Origin of the sequence: Amycolatopsis sp. NPDC058340 (genome assembly GCF_042723975.1) — a bacterium.
GTDB lineage: Bacteria > Actinomycetota > Actinomycetes > Mycobacteriales > Pseudonocardiaceae > Amycolatopsis.
On sequence record NZ_JBHXIB010000027.1, the window covers coordinates 49,977 to 71,722 of the forward strand.

Consider the following 21,746-nt stretch of genomic DNA (forward strand, 5'->3'; position numbering starts at 1 on the left):
GTAGGGCCTGACATCGATGTGAAGGTCAAGTCCGCGGCGCAAAGTGGTCACCGGATGAGCGGTTTCCCTGCGAGACTGGGCGCATGCGTGCCGATCGCCTGGTGGCCACCCTTCTGCTGATGCAGGCACGTGGTCGCGTCACGGCTTCAGAACTGGCGGACGAGCTGGAGATCTCGGTCGCTACCGCCCGGCGTGACCTGGAGGCGTTGTCGGCCGCGGGCGTGCCGGTGTACCCGCAGCCCGGCCGGGGCGGCGGCTGGTCGCTCGTCGGCGGCGCGCGGACCGACCTCAGTGGACTGTCGGCGTCGGAGGCTCAGGCGCTGTTCCTGCTCGCCGGTCCGGCGGCGTCGATCTCGCCCGAGGTGAAATCCGCGCTGCGGAAGCTGATCCGGGCCCTGCCGGACACGTTCCGCGCCGACGCGCAGGCCGCCGCGGACGCGGTCGTCATCGACCCGTCGCGGTGGGGTGAGCGGGAGAAGGAGCGGCCCGAACTGCTCACCGTGCTGCAATCCGGGATCGTGCGTCGTCGCAAAGTCCGGTTCGGCTACGCGAAGAAGGGTGCGGAAGCGGTGGAGCGGGTGGTGGATCCGTGGGGGCTCGTGGACAAGGACGACATCTGGTACCTCATCGCGGGCACCGAGAAGGGCCAGCGCACCTTCCGCGTCGACCGCATGTCCGACGCCGAGGTCACCGATCTGCCCGCGGGGCGGCCGGACGATTTCGAACTGACTCGCGCGTGGGAGCAGGTGGTCGACCGGGTCGAGCAACGGCGTTCGGGGCTGGACGCGACCGTGCTCATCGCCGAGCGGCATCTGCCGATCCTCCAGGACCACTTCGGACGGCAGGCGCGGGTCGAGGAGACGCTCGATGACGGGCGTGTGCGGGTGACGGTGTCGGCGCCGGTGGCGTGGATGATCGCCCAGCAGCTCGCGGGCTGGGGCTCGATGATCGAGGTGCTGGGCCCGGCGTCGGTCCAGGAGGAACTCGCGCGGATCGGCGCGGAACTGGTCGAGCGTTACGCGACGCCGGCGCGGTAACCCTGCGGGCTGACGCCGTGCTCGCGTTTGAACGCGGTGCTGAGCGCGAACGAGCTGCCGTAGCCGACCTGCCGGGCGACCGCGCCGATCGTGACGTCGGGGTGCTGGCGCAGGAGATCCGCGGCGAGCGCGATCCGCCAGCTCGCGAGGTAGGCCATCGGCGGTTCGCCGACCGCGGCGGTGAACCGCCGGGCGAACGCGGCACGGGACACACCGGTGTCGGCCGCGAGGCTCGCCACGGTCCACGGTTCGGAAGGCTTGTGCTGCAACAGTTTCAGTGCGCGTCCGACGACGGGATCGCTATGCGCGCGGTACCAGGCGGGTGCCGCGGCGTCGGGCCGGTCGAACCAGGTACGCAGCGCGGCGACCAGGAGCAGATCGAGCACGCGGTCCAGGACGGCTTCCTGACCGGGCGTGTCCTTGACGATCTCACCGGCGAGCAGTGACACCAGCGGGTTGTCCCACTCTTCGTCCCGGACGACCAGCAGCGACGGCAGCGCGTTGAGGAGCCGTTTGCTGATCTCGCCCTCCAGCGGGTAGGTGCCGGTGAGCAGTACGACGGGGCCGTCCGGATTGTCGCCCCAGGTGCGGACGCCGAGATCCGACAGTTCGGTGAGGTGTTTCCCGTCCGGGGTCAGGCATTCCTGTCCCGGCAGGATCATCGCCTGCGGTGGCGTGGCGGGGTCGTCCGCGACGAGATACGGGTCCGGGCCGCGGGCGATGGCGATGTCGCCGGTGCCGAGGCGGACCGCGTCCCCGTGTTCGGGCACCACCCAGGACTCGCCGCGGACCTGCGCCATCACCGTCAGCGGCGCCTCGTCCTCGATCCGCAGCGACCACGGCGGGGTCATGACCGACTTCAGCAGGAACGCGCCGCGGGCGCGGGGTCCGTCGAGCAGGCCGGCGAGAGGATCCATGCCCCGAAGTGTAGACGATGAAACATGGAAGAGAGCCTCTGAACTATGTTCCGTCTCATTCGTAGGCGCTTGACTAGTGCCATGACGAACACGAAGAACAACGAGACGGTCCTGGTCCTCGGCGCGACGGGCAAGACCGGGAGCCGGGTCTCGCAGCGGCTGACCGACCTCGGGATCGACGTCCGGAAGGCTTCGCGGCCGGTGTTCGACTGGGACGACCGGTCGACCTGGTCGGCCGCGGTCACCGGAATCAGCGCCGCCTACCTGACCTACTACCCGGATCTGGCCTTCCCCGGGGCGGCGGAAGCCATCCGCGACTTCTCGAAGCTGGCCGTGGACCACGGTGTCCGGCGGCTGGTCCTGTTGTCCGGCCGCGGCGAAGAGGAAGCCGTGGTCAGCGAACAGGGGATGCGGGAGTCCGGTGCCGAGTGGACGGTCGTGCGGGCCAGCTGGTTCGCGCAGAACTTCAGCGAGCACTTCCTGCTGGAACCGGTGCTCGCCGGGGAGATCGTGCTGCCCGCCGGGTCGGTGACCGAGCCGTTCGTCGACGTCGAGGACATCGTCGACGTGGCGGTGGCGGCGCTGACCACCGACGGGCACCACGGCGAGGTGTACGAGCTGACCGGCCCCCGATTGCTGAGTTTCGCGGACGCGGCGGCGGAAATCGGCAAGGCTTCGGGGCGGGACGTCCGGTACGTTCCGGTCTCCGCCGCGGAATTCGCCGCGGGAGCGGCCGAACAGGGCGTGCCGGCGGAGGAGATCGAGGGCCTGACCGACCTGTTCACGCGCATCCTCGACGGCCGGAACTCCTCGATCACCCGCGATGTCGAGCAGGTGCTGGGCAGGCCCGCGAGGGACTTCTCCGAATACGCCGCGAAAGCGGCGGCCACCGGGGTCTGGAATCGATGAAACGAGCTGGAATCGGAAGGGAGGCGACAGGAATGGCGACGCTGAGCGAGATCGTCCTGATCGCGGCCGTCATCGCGGCGGGGTTGATCGCCGGCTTGTTCTACGCGTACACGTGCTCGGTGATGCCGGGGCTGGGGCGGGCGGACGCCCGGACGTATGTGACGGGGATGCGGGAGATCAACATCGCGATCCTCAACGGCTGGTTCGGGCTGAGCTTCGGCGGTGCGCCGCTGCTCGCCGCGGTGGCGGCGGCGCTGCACTTCCGGCCGGAACTGCGGCCCGCGCTGCCGTGGCTCATCGCGGGGTTCGTCCTGCTGCTGGTGATGCTGATCGTGACGATGGCGATCAACGTGCCGCTGAACAACGCGCTCGAAGCGGGTTTCGACGGCGACAGCACCGACTTCGGGGCGCTGCGGGCGAAGTTCGAGGGCGTCTGGGAACGGTGGAACCTGGTCCGGACCTTGGCCGCGATCGGCGGTTTCGGGGCGCTGGTGGGCGGGCTGATCGTGCACGTCCGCGCCTGAGGTGGGTCAGGAGAGGGTCGTTCAGGACAAAGAACGACCCTCTCCTGACATCAGGCGCCCAGCACTTCCCGGACCAGTGGAGCGAACGTGGCGGCCTCGGCGGCGAAACCACCGTGGTCACCGGGGAAGTAGGTCGGCTCCACTCCGAGACGAGCGGCCGCGAGCACCGCCGCCTCGTGCGCGGGCTGGCCGGCCGAGTCCTTCCCGACACCGACGACGATCCGGGTGTCCGACGCCTTCAGCGCTTCGTAATCCGGGGTGAAGTCCCCGATCATGTTCATCAGGTGCACGACGAAGAACTCCATGTTCTTCCGCATCTCCGGCGGAAGCACGCTCAGGTCCATCTCGAAACCGGCGTCGGCCATGAATTTCGCCATCGCCGCCTCGATGCCGTGTTCACGGTGCAGGCGCAGCAGCTCGTCCGGGTCACCGTCGGGTTGGCCGGGCAGCAGGGCCGTCAGTGGTGGTTCGTGCGCCAGCAGCGTCTTCACCCGCCCGGGATGGCGGGTCACGAGATCGAAGGCCTCCATGCAACCACCGCTGGACGCGAAGATGACCGCCGGCTCCGGGCTCACACTGTCGAGCAGGCGCAGCGCGTCGTCGGTGTGGGCCTCGATCCGTTGTTCCCCGTCCGGATCGTCGAGGGTGCTGCGGGAGATCCCGCGCGGGTCGTAGGTGATCACCGTGTAGTGCTCCGCGAGCAGGCCCGCGATCGGCGCGAACATGGTGGAATCGGCCGCGCCACCGGGGATGCACAGCAGAACCGGACCGCTGCCGGTCACGGTGTGGTGCAGCCGGGCGCCGGGGACGTCGAGGACGGCCATCGGATGACCCCTTCCTGTTTTCGGGACGTGTCACCCACCGACGAACGGCGACGCCGTGGACAGACAGCCGGGCGTCAGGAGATTTCGGCGAGTTTTCCCGACAGGTAGGCGCGCTCCGCGTCGGTGCCGGCGAGCGCGAGTGCCTCGCGGTACGCGTCGGCGGCTTCACCGAGCCGGTCGAGCCGCCGGAGCAGGTCCGCGCGGGTCGCGGGAAGCAGGTGGTATCCGGGGAGACAGCCGTCCGCGGTGAGCTTGTCGACCAGGTCGAGCCCGGCTTCGGGACCTTCGGCCATGGCGACGGCGACCGCGCGGTTCAGCTCGACGACCGGCGAGGGCACGAAACGCAGCAGCTCCCCATAGAGGGCGGCGATCTGCGCCCAGTCGGTGTCGGAAGCGTGGGCGGCCGTCGCGTGGCAGGCGGCGATGGCGGCCTGGATCTGGTACTGCCCGGGAACACCGCGGCGGAGCGCGGTCTCCAGCAACTCCGTGCCCTCGGCGATCTCGGCGGTGTTCCAGCCGCCGCGGTCCTGGTCTTCGAGCGAGACGAGTGTGCCCTGGCCGTCGACGCGCGTGGCCCGGCGGGCGTCGTGCAGGAGCAGCAGGGCCAGCAGCCCCAGGACTTCCGGTTCGTCCGGCATGAGGCTCGCGAGGATCCGGCCGAGCCTGATGGCCTCCGCGGACAGGTCGGGCCGGAGCAGATCGGTGCCGGCGCTGGCCGAGTAGCCCTCGTTGAACAGCAGGTACAGCATCCCCAGCACCGCGGCCGTGCGTTCGGGCAGCAGATCGGCGGGCGGGACCCGGTACGGGATGCCCGCCGTGCGGATCTTCCGTTTCACCCGGACCAGGCGCTGCGACATCGTCGCCTCGGAGACGAGGAAGGCGCGGGCGATCTCGGCGGTGGTGAGCCCGGCCAACGTCCGCAGTGCGAGCGCGACCTGCCCCTCCAGCGGCAGCGCGGGATGGCAGCAGGTGAAGATCAGCCGGAGCCGGTCGTCGTGGACGCCGCTCTCGTCCCAGTCCGGTTCGGCGGGGACGTTCAGTTCGGCGGCCTCGCGCAGTTTCGCCGCGCCGACGGCCTCTCGCCGGATCCGGTCGGTGGCGCGGTTGCGTGCCGCCGTCGTCAGCCACGCGCCGGGTTTCGCGGGGACGCCGTCGCGGGGCCAGGTGCGCAACGCGAGCGCGAACGCCTCCTGGACGCATTCCTCGGCGAGGTCCCAGTCGCCGGTGACGCGGATCAGGGTGGCGATCACCTGCCCCGACTCCTCGCGGAACGCCCGCGTGATCGCGGCGTCGAGTTCGGAGGTCACCGGAGCAGTCCTTCCAGCAGCGGGACCATCTTCTCCGGCGCCGGGTACGCGGTGACCTCGTCCCGCAACCGCCCGGCGGTCTCCCGGTAGGACGGTTCCGTCAGCACCGTGGTCACGGCGTCGCGGATGTCCCGCGCGGTCGCGTCGATGACGTCGAGGACGACGCCGAGCCCGAGTTCGGTGACCCGATCGCCGTTGTGGGGCTGGTCGGCGCCCATCGGAAGCAGCGCCATCGGCAGCCCGTGGGCGATCGCGCCGAGCAGGCTGCCCGAACCGCCGTGGCTGAGGACCGCGTCGCAGTACGGAAGGACGTCGTCCTGCGGCAGGTAGCGCGTGAGGTGGATGTGCTCGGGCTGAGGGCCGAACTCGGCGGGGTCGATGAGGTTCCCGACGGTCACCACACAGGTCGCGTCGACCTCCCGCAGGCCCGCCAGTGCCCGGGTGAACAGGTCGCCGGATTCGGTGTTGAAGATCGTGCCGAGGGTGAAGTAGACGGTGCGGCGGCCTTCCACGTGCCACTCCGGCGCCGGCCCGCGACCGGGAAGGGGACTGTGGAACGGTCGCGCGGTCGGCGGCAGCGGGAACCGGGGATCGCGGAAACTCGCGGGGAACGGGGAAAGCACGAGGTGGCGGTACGCCATCTCCAGGTTTCGTTGCGGCGGGAGGCCGTTGGCGGCGCGGACCTCGTTGAGCGCGTCGTCGATCAGCTCGGCGCGGATGAGCACGCCCGCCGCGGTCACCAGGACGGTGGCGTGTGGGAGGCCGGACCGTTCGGCGGCGATCATCGCGCCGTGATCGGCCTCGTCACAGACGAGCAGATCCGGTTCCCAGCCCTGGCAGAGCGCCATGACGTCCTTCGCGCGCAGGGGCGCGGTGCGGCGGACGAAACCGTCTCGGAGGTCGCTGTCCTCGCGTTCCCTGTCGACGGGGAGCAGCGGGCGACGTGAGCCGTCGCTGCCGAGATTCGGTCCTGACGGGAACGCCGTGAACCCCGTCGCCTCGACGATCGAGACCATCAGCGGCTCGCCGGTGAACGCGATCGTGTGCCCCGCGCCGTCGAGCGCGCGGGCGAGGGGGAGCAGCGGCCGGAAGTGGCCGTTGCCACCGGCGAAGGTGAACAGGACACGCACGTGAACGACCCTATCGCCGGAGCGGCGGCGCTACTCTGCTGCGGTGATCGATACGGACGCCGACGAGGTCCGGCTGTGCGCGCTGGAAGGCTGCGAGAATCCCTTGCCCCCGCCCGCGGTGGACGCCGAGGGGAAACGCAAGGGCGGCCGTCCCTCGGCCTATTGCGGCAAGGCGCACGCCGACGCCGCCTCGCGTGCCCGTCGGGCCGCCGCGGTGGCGAGTGTGGCGGATCCGTTGCTGGAGGTCCGCCGGATCGCCGACGAGTTCACCCCGCTGGCGGCGTCGCTCGTGGAACTGCTGGACGCGATGCGTTCGCGGTTCGACGACGCCGGTGAGGCGGCGCTGGGCCGGGTGACCGAAGCCGAGACGGACGCGGCGGCTGCCCGGCGCGAGGCCGAGGACGCGCACCAGGCGGCCGCGAAGGCCGACACCGCCCGCGCGGCGGCGTCGGCCGCGTCCCGTGAGGACAAGCTGGCCAAGGCCAAGGCGGAACGCGCCGCCGAGCAGGCCTTGAAGGACGCGGAGGAGACCCGTCAGCGTTCCTGGGCCGAGGTCGCCGCCCACGAACGAGCCCGTGGCGCCGCGGAGGCCGCGACCGTGGCGGCGGAACGTGCCCGCGATGAGCTGGTCGCCGAGCTCCGGACGCTGCGGGAGGAGAAGACCCGGCTGACCATGGACCTGGGCGAGCGCGACACGGCACTGGCTCGCACGGCCGCGGAACTCGAAGCGCTGCGGCACCGGCTCGACGAGGCCAAGACACGGGCGGCGGTTTCCGAAAAGGAAGCGGTCACGCTTCGGGCGTCGCTCGCGGAAGAACACACGGCCAGGAGCCTCGCCGAGGCCCGGGCGACGGCCCTCGCCGAGGAACTGGAGCGGGCACACGCCCGCGCGGCCGCCGATCAGGCGAGGTACGACGACGTCGTCCGGCGGCTTGCCACCCCTTCGCGCGAATCGGCTGTGGAGCCTTCCGACCTGACGTAGAGTGCCGCTCACCTATCCAGGGTTTGGGGGCACGGGCGTGAGCGGGTACGAGGTCCAGATCGGGCAGCTGCGGACCGCGGCCAAGGCCGCGGGATCCGCCGCCGACCAGGCCAGAGCCGTGGAACCGGGCACCGGCCTGGACGCGATAGCGACGGCGTTGCCGGGTGGCGAGGCCGCGAAGAGCGCGCCGGCGCTGGCGTCGACGTGCACCGAGCGAGCGAAGGGGTGGGCCGGCGAGATCGACCGCTGGAGCGAATCGATCACCAAGGCCGCCAAGGCGTACTCCGAAAACGAGAACTCCGCGGAGGAGGCTTTCGGGGGATGACGGTCGGCTACGACGACGTCCGCGCATGGGACGCCGAAGCACTCCACACGACGGCCACCAACCTGGCCGGGCGGCGGGACAAACTCATCGGGCTGCAGGACGAGCTCGACGACGCCAGGAAGCTGCCCGACTGGCGCGGCCCCGCGGGCGAACGCGCGCGCGCTTCGCTGGGCGACACCCGGAACAAGGCCGAGATCCTGATCGCGGAACTGTCCGCCGTCGAACACGCCCTGCAGAACGCGTCGGACGATGTGTCCGCGCTGAAGACCAGGGTCGCCAACAACGACTCCCTTGCCGGCACTTACCAGTTCAGCGTCGCGGCCGACGGCGCGATCGTGGACGGCAAACCCGCCGACCCGCCGCCGAAGTCACGATTCGAGGCCGAAGAGCAGGCCGAGTCCCGACGGCACCGCGAAACCATCCGCAAGCAGCTGGAGCAGGAAACAAAGGCGATCCTCACCACGGCCAACAGCATCGACGCCGCCCTCGCCCGGGTGATGCGGCTCGTGCAGGACGGCCAGATCAGCGACCACGAGGCGACCGACCTGGCAGGCGCCAAGAAGGGCGGGGAGATCGACGCCGGCGTGGTCGAGATGGAGCAGGCGCTGCGCGACGCCGGGTTGCTGACCGGCCCGCCCGCGTCCGGCCACTACCGGCAGTGGCTCGAGAACGCCGTACGCCGGGGCGTGTCGATCGACACCATCAAGAAGATCGCCGACGACCACGACATCACGCCGGAGGACTTCGAGGTCCTCGACGGGATGGAAGAGATCCGCGAGGACGAGGACGGCGACGGCACCTACAAGTCGTATTTCCTGATGCCGACCGACATCAGCGGGGACGACGCCGCCAAGGCGGTGCGGATGACCTACATCCTCAACGCGGGCACCGACTACGGCACCGAAGGCGAGAAGACCGACTTCGCGCCGACCCCGTACGGATCCGAGGAGCTGCGGCGGATCACCGACCGGCAGCGGGAGAACTCCTGGAGCTACGACGACGACGTCGGTTTCGTGCACGGCAACGGCGGGCGGCTGGTGACCACCCCGAACGGCATGATGATGGGCCTTGGCGGGAACCTCATCCAGGACCAGTTCAGCCAACAGGGCGGGACCGCCTGGGGCGACACGTTCATGCTGAACATCGACGACGCGAAGGATCCGGCGCAGCAACTTCGCGAGGTGGTGAAGTCGGGGCACGCCTGGTACGAGGACGACAACGGCGCGTCCCAGGGCTCGCTCGACCTGGACCGGTTGCTGCATCACGAGGAACGCCACTCCCAGCAATGGGCACGCGAAGGCTATGCCGGTTTCCTCGCCTCCTACGCGTGGGAGCAGGTCACCGGCGGCAACGAAACCGAGGAAGACGCGGGACTTTCCGATGGCGGATATCACTAGGCGGGCCTGCGCCGTCGTGCTGGTGGTGGCGGTGACCGCGGCATGCGACACCAAGGCGCAGTTCGCGCCGTCACTGCCGCCGGAGGCCGGGTTCCGCGTCGACGGCGGGGTCCTGAAACTGTGGACGGGCACCCCGTGCGAGGGCGTCACCGGACTGCGGCTGACGTTCGACTCCGGCACGCGGAACAGCACGGAGCAGGTGTGGACCGCGCCGCGGCCGGGTGTGCGGGTCGAACGGCTGGACCTGCTGGGTGCGTCCTCTTCGGACACCGGTGGCCTCCAGGTCCGGACACCGCTGCCCGCCGCGTACGACTGGACCAAGGCGGGCTCGGTCAGCATCGCCGTCGACGGCCCGAAAGCCAACGGTGCCAAGGCGGACGTCGCCAAGGTGCTGCGGGAGTCGGCCGGGCATCCGGCCGGGAGTTACCTGTTCGGCCGGAGCGGCTGGATGGACGCGGCGGCTGTGCAGCGAGAGAACCGGAAGTCGTTCCTGACCGTCTGCACTCCCGATCCGGCATGACGGCCTCGCGGACGCTGCTACGGCGCGTCGTACTCGGCGCGTTCGTCGGTGTCGTGGCGGTGATCGTGCTGCTCGCCGGCCGCGCGGTGCTCAGCGCGACGGGATTGTCGTTCGATCCGCACGGCTACGGGATGTTCGCGGGGATCCTGTTCACGGCGGTCCTGACGCCGGTCGCACTGGCGCTGTGGCTGCTCTATCGCCGGCTGCGACGACGCGGTAACTGAACCCCGGCCGCGAGAGTGTCGTCCACTCAGTCACGTGTGCCGTCCCCGCCGCCGGCTTCGCGCGGGGGTCGTGAGTGGCAATGATCGTTCTAACCCTCTTTGTCACTCACGACCATCGGTTCAGGAGGGAAGTTCGGTCCCCGAGGTGCCGGACCCGCCGGTGACCAGCTGCTCGACCCCGTCCAGGATCCGTGCCAGCCCGAATCGGAAGGTGTGCAGCGGCGCGCTCGCCGCACCGTGCGCCTCCCCGGCGGCCTGCCCGATGCGCGCCGCCAACGGGAACAGGCCGGCGTCGGCTTCGGGGATCTCCGCGAGCACGGGTGCGCTGGCCGTCCACCACTCCATGTCCGTCAGGCCGGATCGCCGCACGAGACTCGCCGATTCCACCGAACCGCGCGCGATGCCCTGCACGAATCCGTTGACCATCGCCACGACGGCGTCCATCTCCAGGTCGGTGAGCCCGATCGCGTCGACGGCCTTCAGCTCGCGTTCGTGTTTCGCGAAGGTGTGCGGGCCGAGCGGGAGGCGGCCGGTGGTGAGCTGGAGCATCCAGGGATGCCGGTGGTACATCTCCCAGGCGTCCTCGGCGAGGATCGTCATCGTGACCCGCCAGTCGTGACTCTCCGGGGGATCGGTCAGTTCACCGTGGACCCGGTCCATCATCAGGTCGAGCAGTTCGGCGCGGCTGTGGATGTAGGTGTACATCGTCATGGGGGAGACGCCGAGCTTTTCCGCGCCCCGGCGCACCGACAGCGAGGTGATGCCCTCGGTGTCGGCGATCTCGATCGCGGCGGAGACGATCTCGTCGACGGTGAGCTTCGGTTTGGGGCCGCGGCGGGGTTTCTCGCGCACGCCCCAGAGCAGCTCGATGATCCGCCGTGGATCGCCCGCCCCGGTGTGGTCCGCGTCCGTCATCACGTTCTCTCTACGGTGTACGGAGTTGTGTTATCCTGAACTGTACACCGTACAGAGATTGGGGTTGAGTGGCGTCTCACGACGGTTTCGGCAGTGTCGTTTTCGAACCGGGCAATCCCCCTCGGGCCAGCGGATTCGTCTTCTGGAACGCGGAAGGGAACACGCCGGGCACCGGGGAGGTGACCGTCGCCCTCCCCGAGATCACCACGGTGCCGTGTGTACGGCTTTCGATGGCCGAGGCGCTTCCGGCGCTGCTGCGCCTCAAGGAGAGCGATGACGACTCCGCGCGTTTCTGGGGCACGGCGGCCGCGGCGGCATTGAAGCTCGCCGAGGCGGGCAGGTTGCTTCCCGGGCTCACGGAGTCCGATGTGGACGCCTGGCGCGCCGGTCCGCTGGAACCCGCCGACGCCGCTTGGCTGCGCGAGTTGTCCGAAGCGATGCCGGCGCGAGCGCGGGCGATCCCGGGTGAGGGAAACCTGCTTCCCGCACGGTATCCGTTGCTGCGCGCGTTCCTGGACGCCGTGGCCGACACCCTTCCCCGCACGCCCGCCGCGGCTCAAGCGGCCGGGGTGAAGGCGTTCGCCGCCCCGTCTTCGCACCGTGTTCCGCAGTTGCGGGACTGGGCGGCCGAGGTCGCGGCGGGGCTGGATTCCGGGGTCCGGGTCTCGGTGCGGATCGAGGCGCCTGGCGACGACTTCACGATCGGCCGGTTCAGCGGGGTCGTCCAGGTACACAGTCTGGCCGACCCGGGCGTCTTGGCCGACGCCGCCGCGCTCTGGGCGGGTGACGACCGGTTCGGCCCGAGGGCGCGGATCGACGTGATGCTGGCGTTGCGCCGTGCCGCGCACCTGTGGCCGCCGCTGGAACCCCTGCTGAGCGCCGCGGTCCCCGACGAGGTCGGGCTCGGCGACACCGACATCACCGAACTGCTCACCACCGCGGCGCCGCTGCTGGCCACCGCGGGTATCGACGTGCACTGGCCCGCCGACCTCGCCCGCGACCTGAGCGCGAAGGCCGTCGTCGGCGGCGGTGACGCGCCGCCCGCCGATCTTCCGTCGTTCTTCGCCGGCGGCACACTGCTGCAGTTCGACTGGCAGCTGGCCCTCGGTGGCGCGCCGCTCACCACGGCCGAGATGGACGCGCTGGCCGAGGCGCACCGACCCGTCGTGCGGCTGCGCGACCAGTGGGTGCTCGTCGACCCGGCACTCGCGGCGAAGGCGCGGGATCGCGCGCTGAAGCCGCTCACGCCGATCGACGCGCTCGGTGCCGCCTTGAGCGGGACCACCGAGATCGACGGTGAACGCGTCGACGTCCTCACCGACGGTTGGCTCGCCGCCCTGCGGGAGCGGCTGCTCGCCCCGCCGGAACCGCAGGCACCGCCGCGAGGTCTGGCCGCGACCTTGCGCGACTACCAGATGCGCGGCCTGCAGTGGCTCACCGCCATGACCTCGATCGGGCTCGGCGGCTGTCTCGCCGACGACATGGGTCTCGGCAAGACGATCACGCTGATCTCGCTGCATCTGCATCGCGCGGACGGCCCGACCCTGGTCGTCTGCCCGGCATCGCTGCTGGGGAACTGGGAACGCGAGATCACCAAGTTCGCCCCCGGTGTCCCGGTGCGGCGGTTCCACGGCACCGAACGCTCGCTCGACGACCTCGGCGACGGCTTCGTGCTCACGACCTACGGCACCTTGCGCGTGGACCCGGAACCGCTGGCGAGTGTCCACTGGGGACTGCTGGTCGCCGACGAGGCCCAGCACGTCAAGAACCACCGCTCCGGCACGGCGAAGGCGTTGCGGACGCTGACGTCGTCGGCGCGGGTGGCGCTGACGGGCACCCCGGTGGAGAACAACCTCGCCGAGCTGTGGGCGATCCTCGACTGGACCACACCGGGGCTGCTCGGCACCATGGCCGATTTCCGGCGGGTGTGGGCGAAACCGGTCGAGTCCGGAAAGGACCCGGACGCCGCGGAACGCCTGTCCCGGCTGGTCCGCCCGTTCCTGTTGCGCCGCCGCAAATCCGATCCGGGGATCGCGCCGGAGCTGCCCGCCAAGACCGAGACCGACCGGCCGGTGACGCTCACGGCCGAGCAGGCCGCCCTGTACGAGGCGACGGTGCGCGAGCTGATGGCCGAGATCGCGGGGAGCGAGGGCATCGCGCGCCGTGGCCGGATCGTCAAGCTGCTCACCGGGCTCAAGCAGATCTGCAACCATCCCGCGCAGTACCTCAAGGAGCCGTCGGAAGCGGTGCTGGACGGCCGGTCGGGCAAGCTCGAGCTGCTCGACGAACTGCTGGGCACGATCCTCGCCGAGGACGGCGCGGTGCTGGTGTTCACGCAGTACGTCGCCATGGCCCGGCTGCTGGAACGCCATCTCGCGCAGCGCGGGATCGGCACACAGCTGCTGCACGGTGGCACGCCGGTGCCCAAACGCGAGGATCTCGTGCGCCGGTTCCAGGCCGGTGAGGTGCCGGTGTTCCTGTTGTCGCTCAAGGCGGCGGGGACGGGGCTCAACCTGACCCGCGCCGATCACGTCGTGCACTACGACCGCTGGTGGAATCCCGCGGTGGAGGACCAGGCGACCGACCGCGCGTACCGGATCGGGCAGACCAGGCCGGTGCAGGTGCACCGGCTCATCGCCGAGGGCACGGTCGAGGACCGGATCGCGGCGATGCTGCGGGAGAAACGCGCGCTCGCCGACGCGGTGCTCGCCGGCGGCGAGGCCGCCCTGACCGAACTGACCGACGAGGAGCTGGCCGATCTGGTCGAGTTGAGGAGCCGCCGATGAGCACGCCCGAAGACCGTGTCCGCGGTTTCCCCGCATTCGGCGCGCAAGGCGGCCGCGGCCAGTTCGCCCGCTCGTGGTGGGGTCGCGCGTGGATCAGCGCGATGGAGGACACCGCGCTGGACCTGCGGCAGCTCAAACAGGGCCGTAAGTACGCCGCGGCGGGCCGGGTCGGCCCGATCACGGTCAGCCCCGGACGGATCGCCGCGGTGGTCGACGACCAGGAGGGCCAGTACCGCACCGAGGTCCGTCTCGCGGAGCTGACCGGCGACGAATGGGACCGCTTCCTCGACCGGGTCGCCTCCCGTGCCGGGCATCTCGCCGCGTTGCTGGACCGGGACATGCCGCACGACCTCGTCGAGGCCGCCGACGACGCCGGGGTGCATCTGCTGCCCGGGATCGGTGACCTCGACCCGGATTGCGACTGCCCGGGCTGGGAGCTGCCGTGCCGCCACGCCGCCGCGCTGTCGTTCCAGGCGTCCTGGCTGCTCGACGCCGACCCGTTCGTGCTGTTGCTGATGCGCGGCAAGGGGGAGCGGGAGCTGCTCGACGAGTTGCAGCGGCGCAACGCGCCCCGGTTCGTGCGCACCGGGGACGACGGCATCGACGCCGAGCGGGCGTACGCCGACGAGCCCGGCCCACTGCCGGACCTCGCCGGATTCGCACCCACCGGGGGCCCGACCGTGCCCGGTGCGCCCGGCATCCCGGCCGAGGCCTTCGCCCTGCTGGTCGCCAACGCGGGACAGCTGGCCGGCGCGCTGCTGGCGTCGCAGCCGAAACTCACCCGCAAGCAGGACGCCGTCCGCCTCGCCGCCACACGTCCCGAGACCGCGGACCGGTTGCGCCCGGCCGGGAGCGGTGAGGACTTCGATCGCGCGGTGCTGGCTTGGCGGCACGGTGGCCGGGCCGGTCTCGACGTCCTGGAGACCGCGTGGACGCCGCCGTCGCAGGCGATGGGCCGGGCACGGGCCGCCTTCGCCGAGGTCGTGGACGATCCCGGCGAAGGCCTGGACGTCGACCGCAACCACTGCACGGTGCACGGAACGGGGGTGCAGGTGCGGCTGGGCAAGGACGGGCTCTGGTACCCGTACCGGGATCAGTGGCCCGCCGGTCCGCCCGAAGCCGATCCCGGCGCGTTGTTCGCCGCGTTGCTCGGCTGATCCCACTGCCGTCCTCGCCGTATCTGATCCAGCTGCGGCGAGGACAGGTGGAGGATCCGGTACCGGACCTCGTCGGACTTCGGTGCCTCGTCCGCCCACAGGCTGTAGCGGACGACCTGCCAGGTCCGCGGGTCGACGGCGAGCGCGCCCGAATGCGCGCCGTCCTGGCGCAGGTGGTCGCGCAGCCCGTCGAGTGCTTCGCCGAGGAAGGCGACCGGGTCGGTCTCGTCGGGGATGCGCACGACGTGCTTTCCCGCCGCGACCGGAGACGAGCCGAAGGCGGGCCCTTCCTCGAAGCCGAGCACGGTCCAGTGCTGCACGGCGGGCCGCCCGAAGGATTCGACGATGCCGCTGAACGGGCCGCCGAACAGGAAGGCGTTCATCCCGGCTTCGTCGTGCCACAGGTAGAAGGGCGAGTACTGGTTCAGCGTCGAGCCGTCGACGCCTCGTTCACGGATCCCGTAGACCTTCAGCCCCAGGCCGCCGAAGTCGTCGAGCAGATGTCCGCGGGTGGCGACGCGGTCGCGGATGATGCCCATGTCGTAGTCGGCGGGGAGGGTGATCTCGTACTGCATCGCATGCATGCCGTACATACTAGTAGGTACAGGGTGGCCGTCTCATCGCGAAGCCGGCGTGTGCGACAGAGTTCGGCCGTGAGCTGAGCGGCTATTTCCGGCTGAGCCGGACGATCCCCTCGTCGCCCTGTACCGCGACGACGACGATCACCTGCCGGTTGATCTGGTGGGCCATCCCGGGCGGACCGGACACCGCGGCGCCCATCCCGCCCGAAGCGGGGGCGAGACCGACCTTCCCGGCCTGGATCGCGACCGCGAGCGGGCCGGCGCCGCCGTCGTTGGGGATCTGGTCGCCGGTCCGGACCAGCACTTCGCACTCACCGTCGGCACAGGCCCTCAGATCCCGTCCGTCCGCCGCGACGAACGGCGCCCCGGACGGGGCCGCCGCCCCCAGCATCTGCGCGCTCTCCGCGGACGGCGCCGGACTCGCCGACGCGAAGATCGGCGTCGGCGCGGCCGTCGCGCAGCCGGCGGCGAACAGCGCCACGGGAACCAGGACCAGGCATCTTCGGCGATAGACCATGACCGAGGAACGTAGCCCACGTGAGAGCCCTCGCATGCACCCGAATTCCGCAATCCTGCGGCTGTTCGCAGTGCTCAGTGGCGGTCCGGCCGAGTGAGTCGACCGGACCGCCGCAGCACGTGGTCATCCAGGCACTGAGAGTCGAAACATCATGTTCGCCTTCCGATCACGCGAGTTACGTCTCCAATCACGCGTGATCGCCGTTCAATCACGCGTGATCGCCCAAAGGGCCCGCGAGACGCCTCGCTCAGACCTCCGCGCGGGAGATGATCGCTCGCGTGTCCACCCCGGACGGAAGCGTCCCGAACGCGACACCCCAGTCTCCGCCCAGCCGCGACGCGCAGAACGCGTCGGCCACCGCCGGCGTCCCGTGCCGCACCAGCAACGAACCCTGCAGCACCAGCGCCATCGACTCGACCAGCCGACGCGCCCGGTACTCGATGTCCGACAGATCGGACAGCTCCTTGCGCAACCTGCCCACCGCGTCGTCCAGCCGCGCGTCGGCACCGGAGGCCTGCTCGACCTCGGTGAAATACGCCGCCACCGACTCGGGTTGCTTCGCCATCGCCCGCAGCGCGTCCAGCGCCGCGACGTTGCCCGAACCCTCCCAGATCGACATCAGCGGAGCCTCACGGTAGAGCCGCGGCATCCCCGATTCCTCGACGTACCCGTTGCCGCCCAGGCATTCCAGCGCCTCCACCGCATGCGAAGGACCACGCTTGCACACCCAGTACTTCGTCACCGCCAGCCCCAGCCGCCGGAACGCCTGCTCCTGCTCGTCGTCCGGCCGGTCGGTGGCCGACGCCAGCCGCATCCCGACCGTCGTCGCCGCCTCGGACTCCACGACGAGGTCCGCCAGCACGTTGCCCATCAGCGGCTGATCCACCAGGTTCGCCCCGAACGCGCGACGATGCCGCGCGTGGTGGATCGCCCGCACGGCGCCGTACCGCATGCCCGACGCGCTCCCGACCGCGCAGTCCAGGCGGGTGTTGTTCACCATCTCGATGATGGTGCGCACCCCGCGGCCCTCCTCGCCGATCAGCCAGCCGATCGCGTCGTCGTACTCGATCTCCGACGACGCGTTGGACCGGTTGCCCAGCTTGTCCTTCAGCCGCTGCAGCCGGATCCCGTTGCGCGAGCCGTCCGGCAGGACGCGGGGGAGCAGGAAACACGACAGCCCGCCCGGCGCCTGGGCCAGCGTCAGGAACATGTCCGACATCGGTGCCGAGGTGAACCACTTGTGCCCGACGATCACATAGCTGCCGTCATCCAGCGGACGCGCCGTGGTCGTGTTCGCCCGGACGTCGGAACCGCCCTGTTTCTCCGTCATCGACATCCCGGCGATGAGCCCGCGTTTCGAACTCGGCTCACGCAGCCCGAAGTCGTACTCCGTCGCCGCCAGCAACGGCTCGTATCGCGCGGACAGTTCGGGATTGAACCGCAACGCCGGCACCGCCGCGTACGTCATCGAGATCGGGCACGTGTGCCCCGCGTCGACCTGGCCCCACACGTACATCTTCGCCGCCCGCGCCGCGTGCGCGCCCGGCCGGGAATCCCGCCACGGCGCCGCGTGGAGCCCATGGGACACCGCGACATCCATCAGCTCGTGCCAGTACGGGTGGAACTCGACCTCGTCGATCCTGTTCCCGACCCGGTCGTGCGTCCGCAGCACCGGCTCGTTCTCGTTGACCAGCCTGCCCCACTCCTGTGCCTGCTCACTCCCGGCGAGCCTGCCGAGGGCGTGCACCTCGGCCACCGCCCAGCCCGCGCCCGCCCGTTCCAGCCCCTCCAGCAAGGCCGGATCGGCGGCGACGTCGTACTCCGCCAGCGGCGGGACCTGATTGGTGACCTCATGAGTGCTCGGCATCGGAACCTCCAAGGGAACGCAAGACGAAAGTGCGCAGCCCGGACACCTCGTCCGCACTGCCGGTGGTCAACGGGCCGATCAGCACCTCCGCGGCCGCGCCGACGAGCGCCGCCGCGGTGACGTCCGCGTCCTGGGCGGGCAGGACCCCGGACCGGACACCGTCGGCCACGTGCTGGGCCACGACGTCACGGAACGCGCGCCGGAACACCAGCCGCTCGGCCTCGATCGGAGCGTCCACGGGCTCGGCCAGCAGCGCGTACGCCATCCGCGGTGTCTTCAGCGCCCGGCTCGCGAAGGTGTCGAAGACCGCCACGATCCGCTCGGCGGGCGTACCGGGCCGCTCCGACACCTCGCGCACGGCCTCGACCTCACGCGTGACGACCTTGCGGAACAACTCCACGACCAGCGCGGCCTTGGTGGGGTAGTGGCGGTACACGCTGCCGACCGCCACCCCCGCCCGTTCCGCGACCGCCGCCACCGAGCACCCCGCGTACCCGCGCTCGGCCAACTGCTCCATGGCGGCGGCGAGGACGGCGTCGCGCTGGGCGTCCAGACGCTCCTGGACCTTCGGTGTACGTCGATACGGCACCCAAGAAGTGAAGCACTGATTCACACCTTCAGTCAACGCACCTTCGCGAGCCCCTCGACGGCCTTGGCGATCCCCTTCTTGTCATAAGCACCGGTCGGCATGGTCGCCGCATGTGCGTGACGGACCACCCCACCCCGGTCGAACAGCACGCTGCCCGACTGCTGCAGCAACTTCTTCCCCAGCCCGAAGGCCTCGTGCGGCGTACCGCCCCGGCCGGTGACCACCCGGAACGGCACCCCGCGCTTCGCCCGCCACGCCTTGGCCTCCGCCCGGTCCTCGGGGACGGCGACCAGCACCCGCACATCGGCGGACGCCAGCTCCTCCGCCCGCGCCACGAGATCCTTCACATGGCCGTTGCACACCGGGCACGACGTCGACCGCATGAAATAGATCAGCACGTTGCCCGTGCCACGGAACTCCGAAAGCCGGACGACCTGCCCGGACGTGTCCTCCAGAACGACATCAGGGACGGCGGAACCGATTTCGAGCATGAAAACTCCTCAACAGAAGGTCAGGAAGCGGGGTTGTCGAGAAGGGCACGGACCGTCGCCCGCGCGCGATGCAGCCGGGACTTCATCGCGGCCTGGCTCAGTCCGAGTGCGTCCGCCACCGCGCGGCCCGAATGGCCCTGGATGTCACGCATGATCAACACGCGACGCTGGTCAGCGGGCAACTCCGCGATCGCCGCGGCCACCCGCTGCGCCTCCAGCCGATCCAAGGCGTCCTCTTCAGCCGACACCATCACCACGGAATCCGCCAGATCGTCACCACGCCACGCCCGGCGCGCCCGCCGGAGACATTCGTTGCGCACGATCCGGAACATCCACGACGCCAGCGCACCGGTGGCCCGCAACGTGCCGATCTTCCGATACAGGATGATCAGCGCCTCCTGCGCGGAATCCTCCGCGTCCTCCGGCGAAGCGCACAGCGACCGCGCGAACCGCTGCACATGCGGATGGGAACCCGAGACCAAAGCGGCGATGGCGGACTCGTCCCCGCCCTGCGCCGCCACGATCAACGAATCCCGCGGCCAATCGGCCTCCACGACAAACCTCCTCCCGCGCCGAGCTTGTCCCGGCCCTTACAAGAGCAGGCAAACCCGCGAAAGGATTCAGCCCGTCCCACGTGACCCCGCTCACCCCAGCGGGCGCACCCCGAAGCCCACGTCACCCGATGGCATGATCGCCGCTATGACATGGACCGCCCCCGAGGTGACCCGACCGTCCGGCGACACCGCCGCCGACGAGCGGACCCTCCTGCCCTCCCTGCTGACCTGGCACCGCAGCACCTTCCTCCACAAACTCGCCGGTCTCACCGGAGAACAGCTCGCCACGGCGTCGGTCCCGCCGTCGAACATGACCCTCCTCGGCCTCATCCGGCACCTCGCCAAGGTCGAACGCTTCTGGTTCCGCCTGCGCTACGCCGCACAGGACATCGAACCCCTCTACGACCCCGCCCTCGGCAAGGACCACGACTTCGAAGTCCTCGACGCCGCCAAAGCCGAAGAGGCCTACGACATCCTCCTCGAAGAGATCAGGCTCGCCGATGAGGCCGCCGCCGAAGCATCCCTCGACGACACCTTCGACCTCGGCGGAAACCCGTTCTCGCTCCGCATGCTCTACCTCCACATGATCGGCGAATACGCCCGCCACAACGGCCACGCCGACCTCATCCGCGAACGCGTCGACGGCACGACGGGAGCCTGACCATGGACTACGGATTCATCGGCGCGGGAGAGATCACCGCCGCCATCGTCGAAGGCCTCAGCAAGGACATCGCCGACCCGCCCTCGATCTTCCTCTCACCCCGCAGCCGCAGCGTCGGACAAGAACTCTCGGCACGCTTCGCCAACGTCGAAGTCCGCGACAGCAACCAAGCCGTCGTCGACAGCGCCACGACGATCATCCTCGCCGTCCGCCCGCCGATCGCCGAAGAAGTCCTCCGCGACCTCACCTTCCGCCCCGAGCACGTCCTGATCAGCGCCCTCGCCGGCGTCCCCCTCGACCGGCTGCGCGACTGGGCCGCCCCCGCCCGCGAAGTCGTCCGGAGCATCCCACTGCCACCCGCCGCGCGCCGCCAAAGCCTCACCGCGATGTACCCCGACAACCCCGAAGCCCGAACCCTCTTCGACAGCATCGGCGGCAGCGTCGTCCCCGCCGCCGAGAAGGACCTCGACGTCTTCAGCGGCGCCACCGCCACCTTCGCCGCCCACCTCGACTACCTCGGCACCATCGCCGCCTGGATGACCGACCAGGGCATCGACGACACCACGGCGACCGCCTTCACCAGCCACATCTTCGGCCAGCTCGGCCAATCCCTCGCCGAGCGGAACGGGTCACTCGAAACCCTCACCGGCAAACACATGACCCCCGGCGGACTCAACGAACAGTTCCTCACCGACCTGCGCACCAACGGCGTCCCCGACACCGTCCGCGAGGCCCTCGACGGAATCCTCACCAGACTGCGGGACAAGTGACCATCACCGACAGGCTGCGGGCCGCCGGGTGCGTCTTCGCCGAAGACGAAGCCCGGCTCCTCACCGACGAAGCCCGCACCCCGGCCGAACTCGACACCATGGTCCGACGCCGCGTCGACGGCGAACCACTCGAAGTCATCCTCGGCTGGGCCGGATTCCACGGACTCCGCATCGCCGTCGAACCCGGCGTCTTCGTGCCACGGCAACGCTCCGAACTCCTCGTCCGCCACGCCGTCACCCTCGCCGGACCAGGAGCGGTCGTCCTCGACCTCTGCTGCGGGACCGGCGCGCTCGGCGCCGCCATCGCCGCCGAACTCGGCGAAATCCGGCTCTACGCGGCCGACATCGAACCCGCCGCCGTCCGCTGCGCCCGCAAGAACGTCGCCCAAGCCGGGGGAGAGGTCTTCGAAGGCGACCTGTACGCACCGCTCCCCGCGTCGCTCCGGGGCCGCGTCGACATCCTGGTCGTCAACGCCCCATACGTCCCCACCGACGCCATCGCGCTGATGCCGCCCGAGGCACGAGACCACGAACCCCGCGTCGCACTCGACGGCGGACACGACGGCGTCGACGTCCACCGCCGCGTCGCCGCCGAAGCCCTCCAATGGCTCTCACCCGGCGGGCACCTGCTGATCGAAACCGGGGAAAGTCAAGCCGCGAACACCGCGGAAGCCATGGCACACAACGGTCTTACCCCGGAAGTGATCACCGACGACGAGCTGTACGCGACGATTGTTGTCGGTGCCAGGAGCTAGGGTCGCC

The 21,746-nt window shown here is 70.4% G+C and carries 24 protein-coding genes; 13 read left to right on the top strand and 11 right to left on the bottom strand.

Annotation, left to right across the window (positions count from 1 at the left end; translation table 11 throughout):
* Positions 1-83 precede the first annotated feature (83 nt).
* On the top strand, positions 84-1,037 hold the full coding sequence (locus ACFWIW_RS26365; RefSeq protein ID WP_378370907.1) for a helix-turn-helix transcriptional regulator: 954 nt from the start codon (positions 84-86) through the stop codon (positions 1,035-1,037).
* Here ACFWIW_RS26365 and ACFWIW_RS26370 read toward each other — a convergent pair.
* The gene (locus ACFWIW_RS26370) at positions 1,016-1,954 is read right to left on the bottom strand and encodes an AraC family transcriptional regulator (RefSeq protein ID WP_378370908.1); all 939 of its coding nucleotides are present in this window, start codon (positions 1,952-1,954) and stop codon (positions 1,016-1,018) included. The two genes, ACFWIW_RS26365 and ACFWIW_RS26370, sit on opposite strands and share 22 nt — an antisense overlap.
* A gap of 81 nt (positions 1,955-2,035) precedes the next feature.
* Between ACFWIW_RS26370 and ACFWIW_RS26375 the strand changes: the two genes are divergently transcribed.
* Together ACFWIW_RS26375 and ACFWIW_RS26380 are read left to right on the top strand one after the other, a co-directional pair.
* Positions 2,036-2,863, top strand: a complete 828-nt coding sequence (locus tag ACFWIW_RS26375; RefSeq protein ID WP_378370909.1) for an NmrA family transcriptional regulator — start codon at positions 2,036-2,038, stop codon at positions 2,861-2,863.
* 32 nt (positions 2,864-2,895) lie between these two features.
* Positions 2,896-3,387: a DUF1772 domain-containing protein gene (locus ACFWIW_RS26380; protein ID WP_378370910.1), complete on the top strand. Its 492-nt coding sequence runs from the start codon at positions 2,896-2,898 to the stop codon at positions 3,385-3,387.
* A gap of 50 nt (positions 3,388-3,437) precedes the next feature.
* Here the strand turns inward: ACFWIW_RS26380 and ACFWIW_RS26385 are convergent, their stop codons facing one another.
* The 3 genes from ACFWIW_RS26385 to ACFWIW_RS26395 all read right to left on the bottom strand — a co-directional run bounded on the left by ACFWIW_RS26385 (position 3,438) and on the right by ACFWIW_RS26395 (position 6,648).
* A complete protein-coding gene (locus tag ACFWIW_RS26385) occupies positions 3,438-4,211 on the bottom strand; it encodes an alpha/beta fold hydrolase (RefSeq protein ID WP_378370911.1) in 774 nt (257 codons plus the stop codon).
* Positions 4,212-4,285: 74 nt separating this feature from the next.
* Complete coding sequence (locus tag ACFWIW_RS26390; RefSeq protein ID WP_378370912.1) at positions 4,286-5,518, bottom strand: RNA polymerase sigma factor; 1,233 nt, start codon at positions 5,516-5,518, stop codon at positions 4,286-4,288.
* On the bottom strand, positions 5,515-6,648 hold the full coding sequence (locus ACFWIW_RS26395; protein WP_378370913.1) for a glycosyltransferase: 1,134 nt from the start codon (positions 6,646-6,648) through the stop codon (positions 5,515-5,517). The genes ACFWIW_RS26390 and ACFWIW_RS26395 overlap by 4 nt, the downstream gene beginning before the upstream one ends.
* 43 nt (positions 6,649-6,691) lie before the next feature.
* On the opposite strand from ACFWIW_RS26395, the gene ACFWIW_RS26400 reads away from it, so the two are divergent.
* The 5 genes from ACFWIW_RS26400 to ACFWIW_RS26420 are packed head-to-tail and all read left to right on the top strand — an operon-like array spanning position 6,692 to position 10,096.
* Positions 6,692-7,630, top strand: a complete 939-nt coding sequence (locus tag ACFWIW_RS26400) for a hypothetical protein (protein ID WP_378370914.1) — start codon at positions 6,692-6,694, stop codon at positions 7,628-7,630.
* 37 nt (positions 7,631-7,667) lie between these two features.
* Positions 7,668-7,955, top strand: coding sequence for a hypothetical protein (locus tag ACFWIW_RS26405; RefSeq protein ID WP_378370915.1), 288 nt, complete (start codon positions 7,668-7,670; stop codon positions 7,953-7,955).
* Complete coding sequence (locus ACFWIW_RS26410) at positions 7,952-9,352, top strand: hypothetical protein (RefSeq protein WP_378370916.1); 1,401 nt, start codon at positions 7,952-7,954, stop codon at positions 9,350-9,352. The genes ACFWIW_RS26405 and ACFWIW_RS26410 overlap by 4 nt, the downstream gene beginning before the upstream one ends.
* Positions 9,336-9,872, top strand: coding sequence for a hypothetical protein (locus ACFWIW_RS26415; protein WP_378370917.1), 537 nt, complete (start codon positions 9,336-9,338; stop codon positions 9,870-9,872). Before ACFWIW_RS26410 ends, ACFWIW_RS26415 begins: the two co-directional genes overlap by 17 nt.
* On the top strand, positions 9,869-10,096 hold the full coding sequence (locus tag ACFWIW_RS26420) for a hypothetical protein (protein WP_378370918.1): 228 nt from the start codon (positions 9,869-9,871) through the stop codon (positions 10,094-10,096). Before ACFWIW_RS26415 ends, ACFWIW_RS26420 begins: the two co-directional genes overlap by 4 nt.
* Positions 10,097-10,216: 120 nt before the next feature.
* Here the strand turns inward: ACFWIW_RS26420 and ACFWIW_RS26425 are convergent, their stop codons facing one another.
* On the bottom strand, positions 10,217-11,011 hold the full coding sequence (locus ACFWIW_RS26425; protein WP_378370919.1) for a TetR/AcrR family transcriptional regulator C-terminal domain-containing protein: 795 nt from the start codon (positions 11,009-11,011) through the stop codon (positions 10,217-10,219).
* 68 nt (positions 11,012-11,079) lie between these two features.
* Here ACFWIW_RS26425 and ACFWIW_RS26430 point away from each other — a divergent pair, with 68 nt between their 5' ends.
* Entirely contained in the window at positions 11,080-13,797 is a 2,718-nt protein-coding gene (locus ACFWIW_RS26430) for a DEAD/DEAH box helicase (RefSeq protein WP_378370920.1), read from the top strand.
* Positions 13,794-14,954 carry an SWIM zinc finger family protein gene (locus ACFWIW_RS26435; RefSeq protein WP_378370921.1) on the top strand — a complete coding sequence of 387 codons (1,161 nt, stop codon included), beginning with the start codon at positions 13,794-13,796 and terminating at the stop codon, positions 14,952-14,954. Before ACFWIW_RS26430 ends, ACFWIW_RS26435 begins: the two co-directional genes overlap by 4 nt.
* Here the strand turns inward: ACFWIW_RS26435 and ACFWIW_RS26440 are convergent.
* From ACFWIW_RS26440 to ACFWIW_RS26465, 6 genes are all read right to left on the bottom strand, one after another.
* The gene (locus tag ACFWIW_RS26440; protein WP_378370922.1) at positions 14,891-15,538 is read right to left on the bottom strand and encodes a DUF4865 family protein; all 648 of its coding nucleotides are present in this window, start codon (positions 15,536-15,538) and stop codon (positions 14,891-14,893) included. The genes ACFWIW_RS26435 and ACFWIW_RS26440 overlap by 64 nt on opposite strands.
* Before the next feature lie 82 nt (positions 15,539-15,620).
* On the bottom strand, positions 15,621-16,052 hold the full coding sequence (locus ACFWIW_RS26445; RefSeq protein WP_378370923.1) for a hypothetical protein: 432 nt from the start codon (positions 16,050-16,052) through the stop codon (positions 15,621-15,623).
* A 247-nt stretch (positions 16,053-16,299) separates the two neighbouring features.
* A complete protein-coding gene (locus ACFWIW_RS26450; protein WP_378370924.1) occupies positions 16,300-17,919 on the bottom strand; it encodes an acyl-CoA dehydrogenase family protein in 1,620 nt (539 codons plus the stop codon).
* A complete protein-coding gene (locus tag ACFWIW_RS26455) occupies positions 17,903-18,508 on the bottom strand; it encodes a TetR/AcrR family transcriptional regulator (RefSeq protein ID WP_378370925.1) in 606 nt (201 codons plus the stop codon). Before ACFWIW_RS26455 ends, ACFWIW_RS26450 begins: the two co-directional genes overlap by 17 nt.
* Positions 18,509-18,540: 32 nt before the next feature.
* On the bottom strand, positions 18,541-18,999 hold the full coding sequence (locus ACFWIW_RS26460) for a peroxiredoxin family protein (protein ID WP_378370926.1): 459 nt from the start codon (positions 18,997-18,999) through the stop codon (positions 18,541-18,543).
* A 20-nt stretch (positions 19,000-19,019) separates the two neighbouring features.
* Complete coding sequence (locus tag ACFWIW_RS26465) at positions 19,020-19,553, bottom strand: RNA polymerase sigma factor (protein ID WP_378370927.1); 534 nt, start codon at positions 19,551-19,553, stop codon at positions 19,020-19,022.
* Between the two features lie 145 nt (positions 19,554-19,698).
* Between ACFWIW_RS26465 and ACFWIW_RS26470 the strand changes: the two genes are divergently transcribed.
* Genes ACFWIW_RS26470 through ACFWIW_RS26480 form a run of 3 tightly spaced genes read left to right on the top strand, consistent with a single transcriptional unit; the run spans position 19,699 to position 21,739 of the window.
* Positions 19,699-20,214, top strand: a complete 516-nt coding sequence (locus tag ACFWIW_RS26470) for a DinB family protein (protein WP_378370928.1) — start codon at positions 19,699-19,701, stop codon at positions 20,212-20,214.
* 2 nt (positions 20,215-20,216) lie between these two features.
* Positions 20,217-20,984, top strand: coding sequence for an NAD(P)-binding domain-containing protein (locus ACFWIW_RS26475; protein ID WP_378370929.1), 768 nt, complete (start codon positions 20,217-20,219; stop codon positions 20,982-20,984).
* Positions 20,981-21,739: a putative protein N(5)-glutamine methyltransferase gene (locus tag ACFWIW_RS26480; RefSeq protein ID WP_378370930.1), complete on the top strand. Its 759-nt coding sequence runs from the start codon at positions 20,981-20,983 to the stop codon at positions 21,737-21,739. Before ACFWIW_RS26475 ends, ACFWIW_RS26480 begins: the two co-directional genes overlap by 4 nt.
* Positions 21,740-21,746 lie beyond the last annotated feature (7 nt).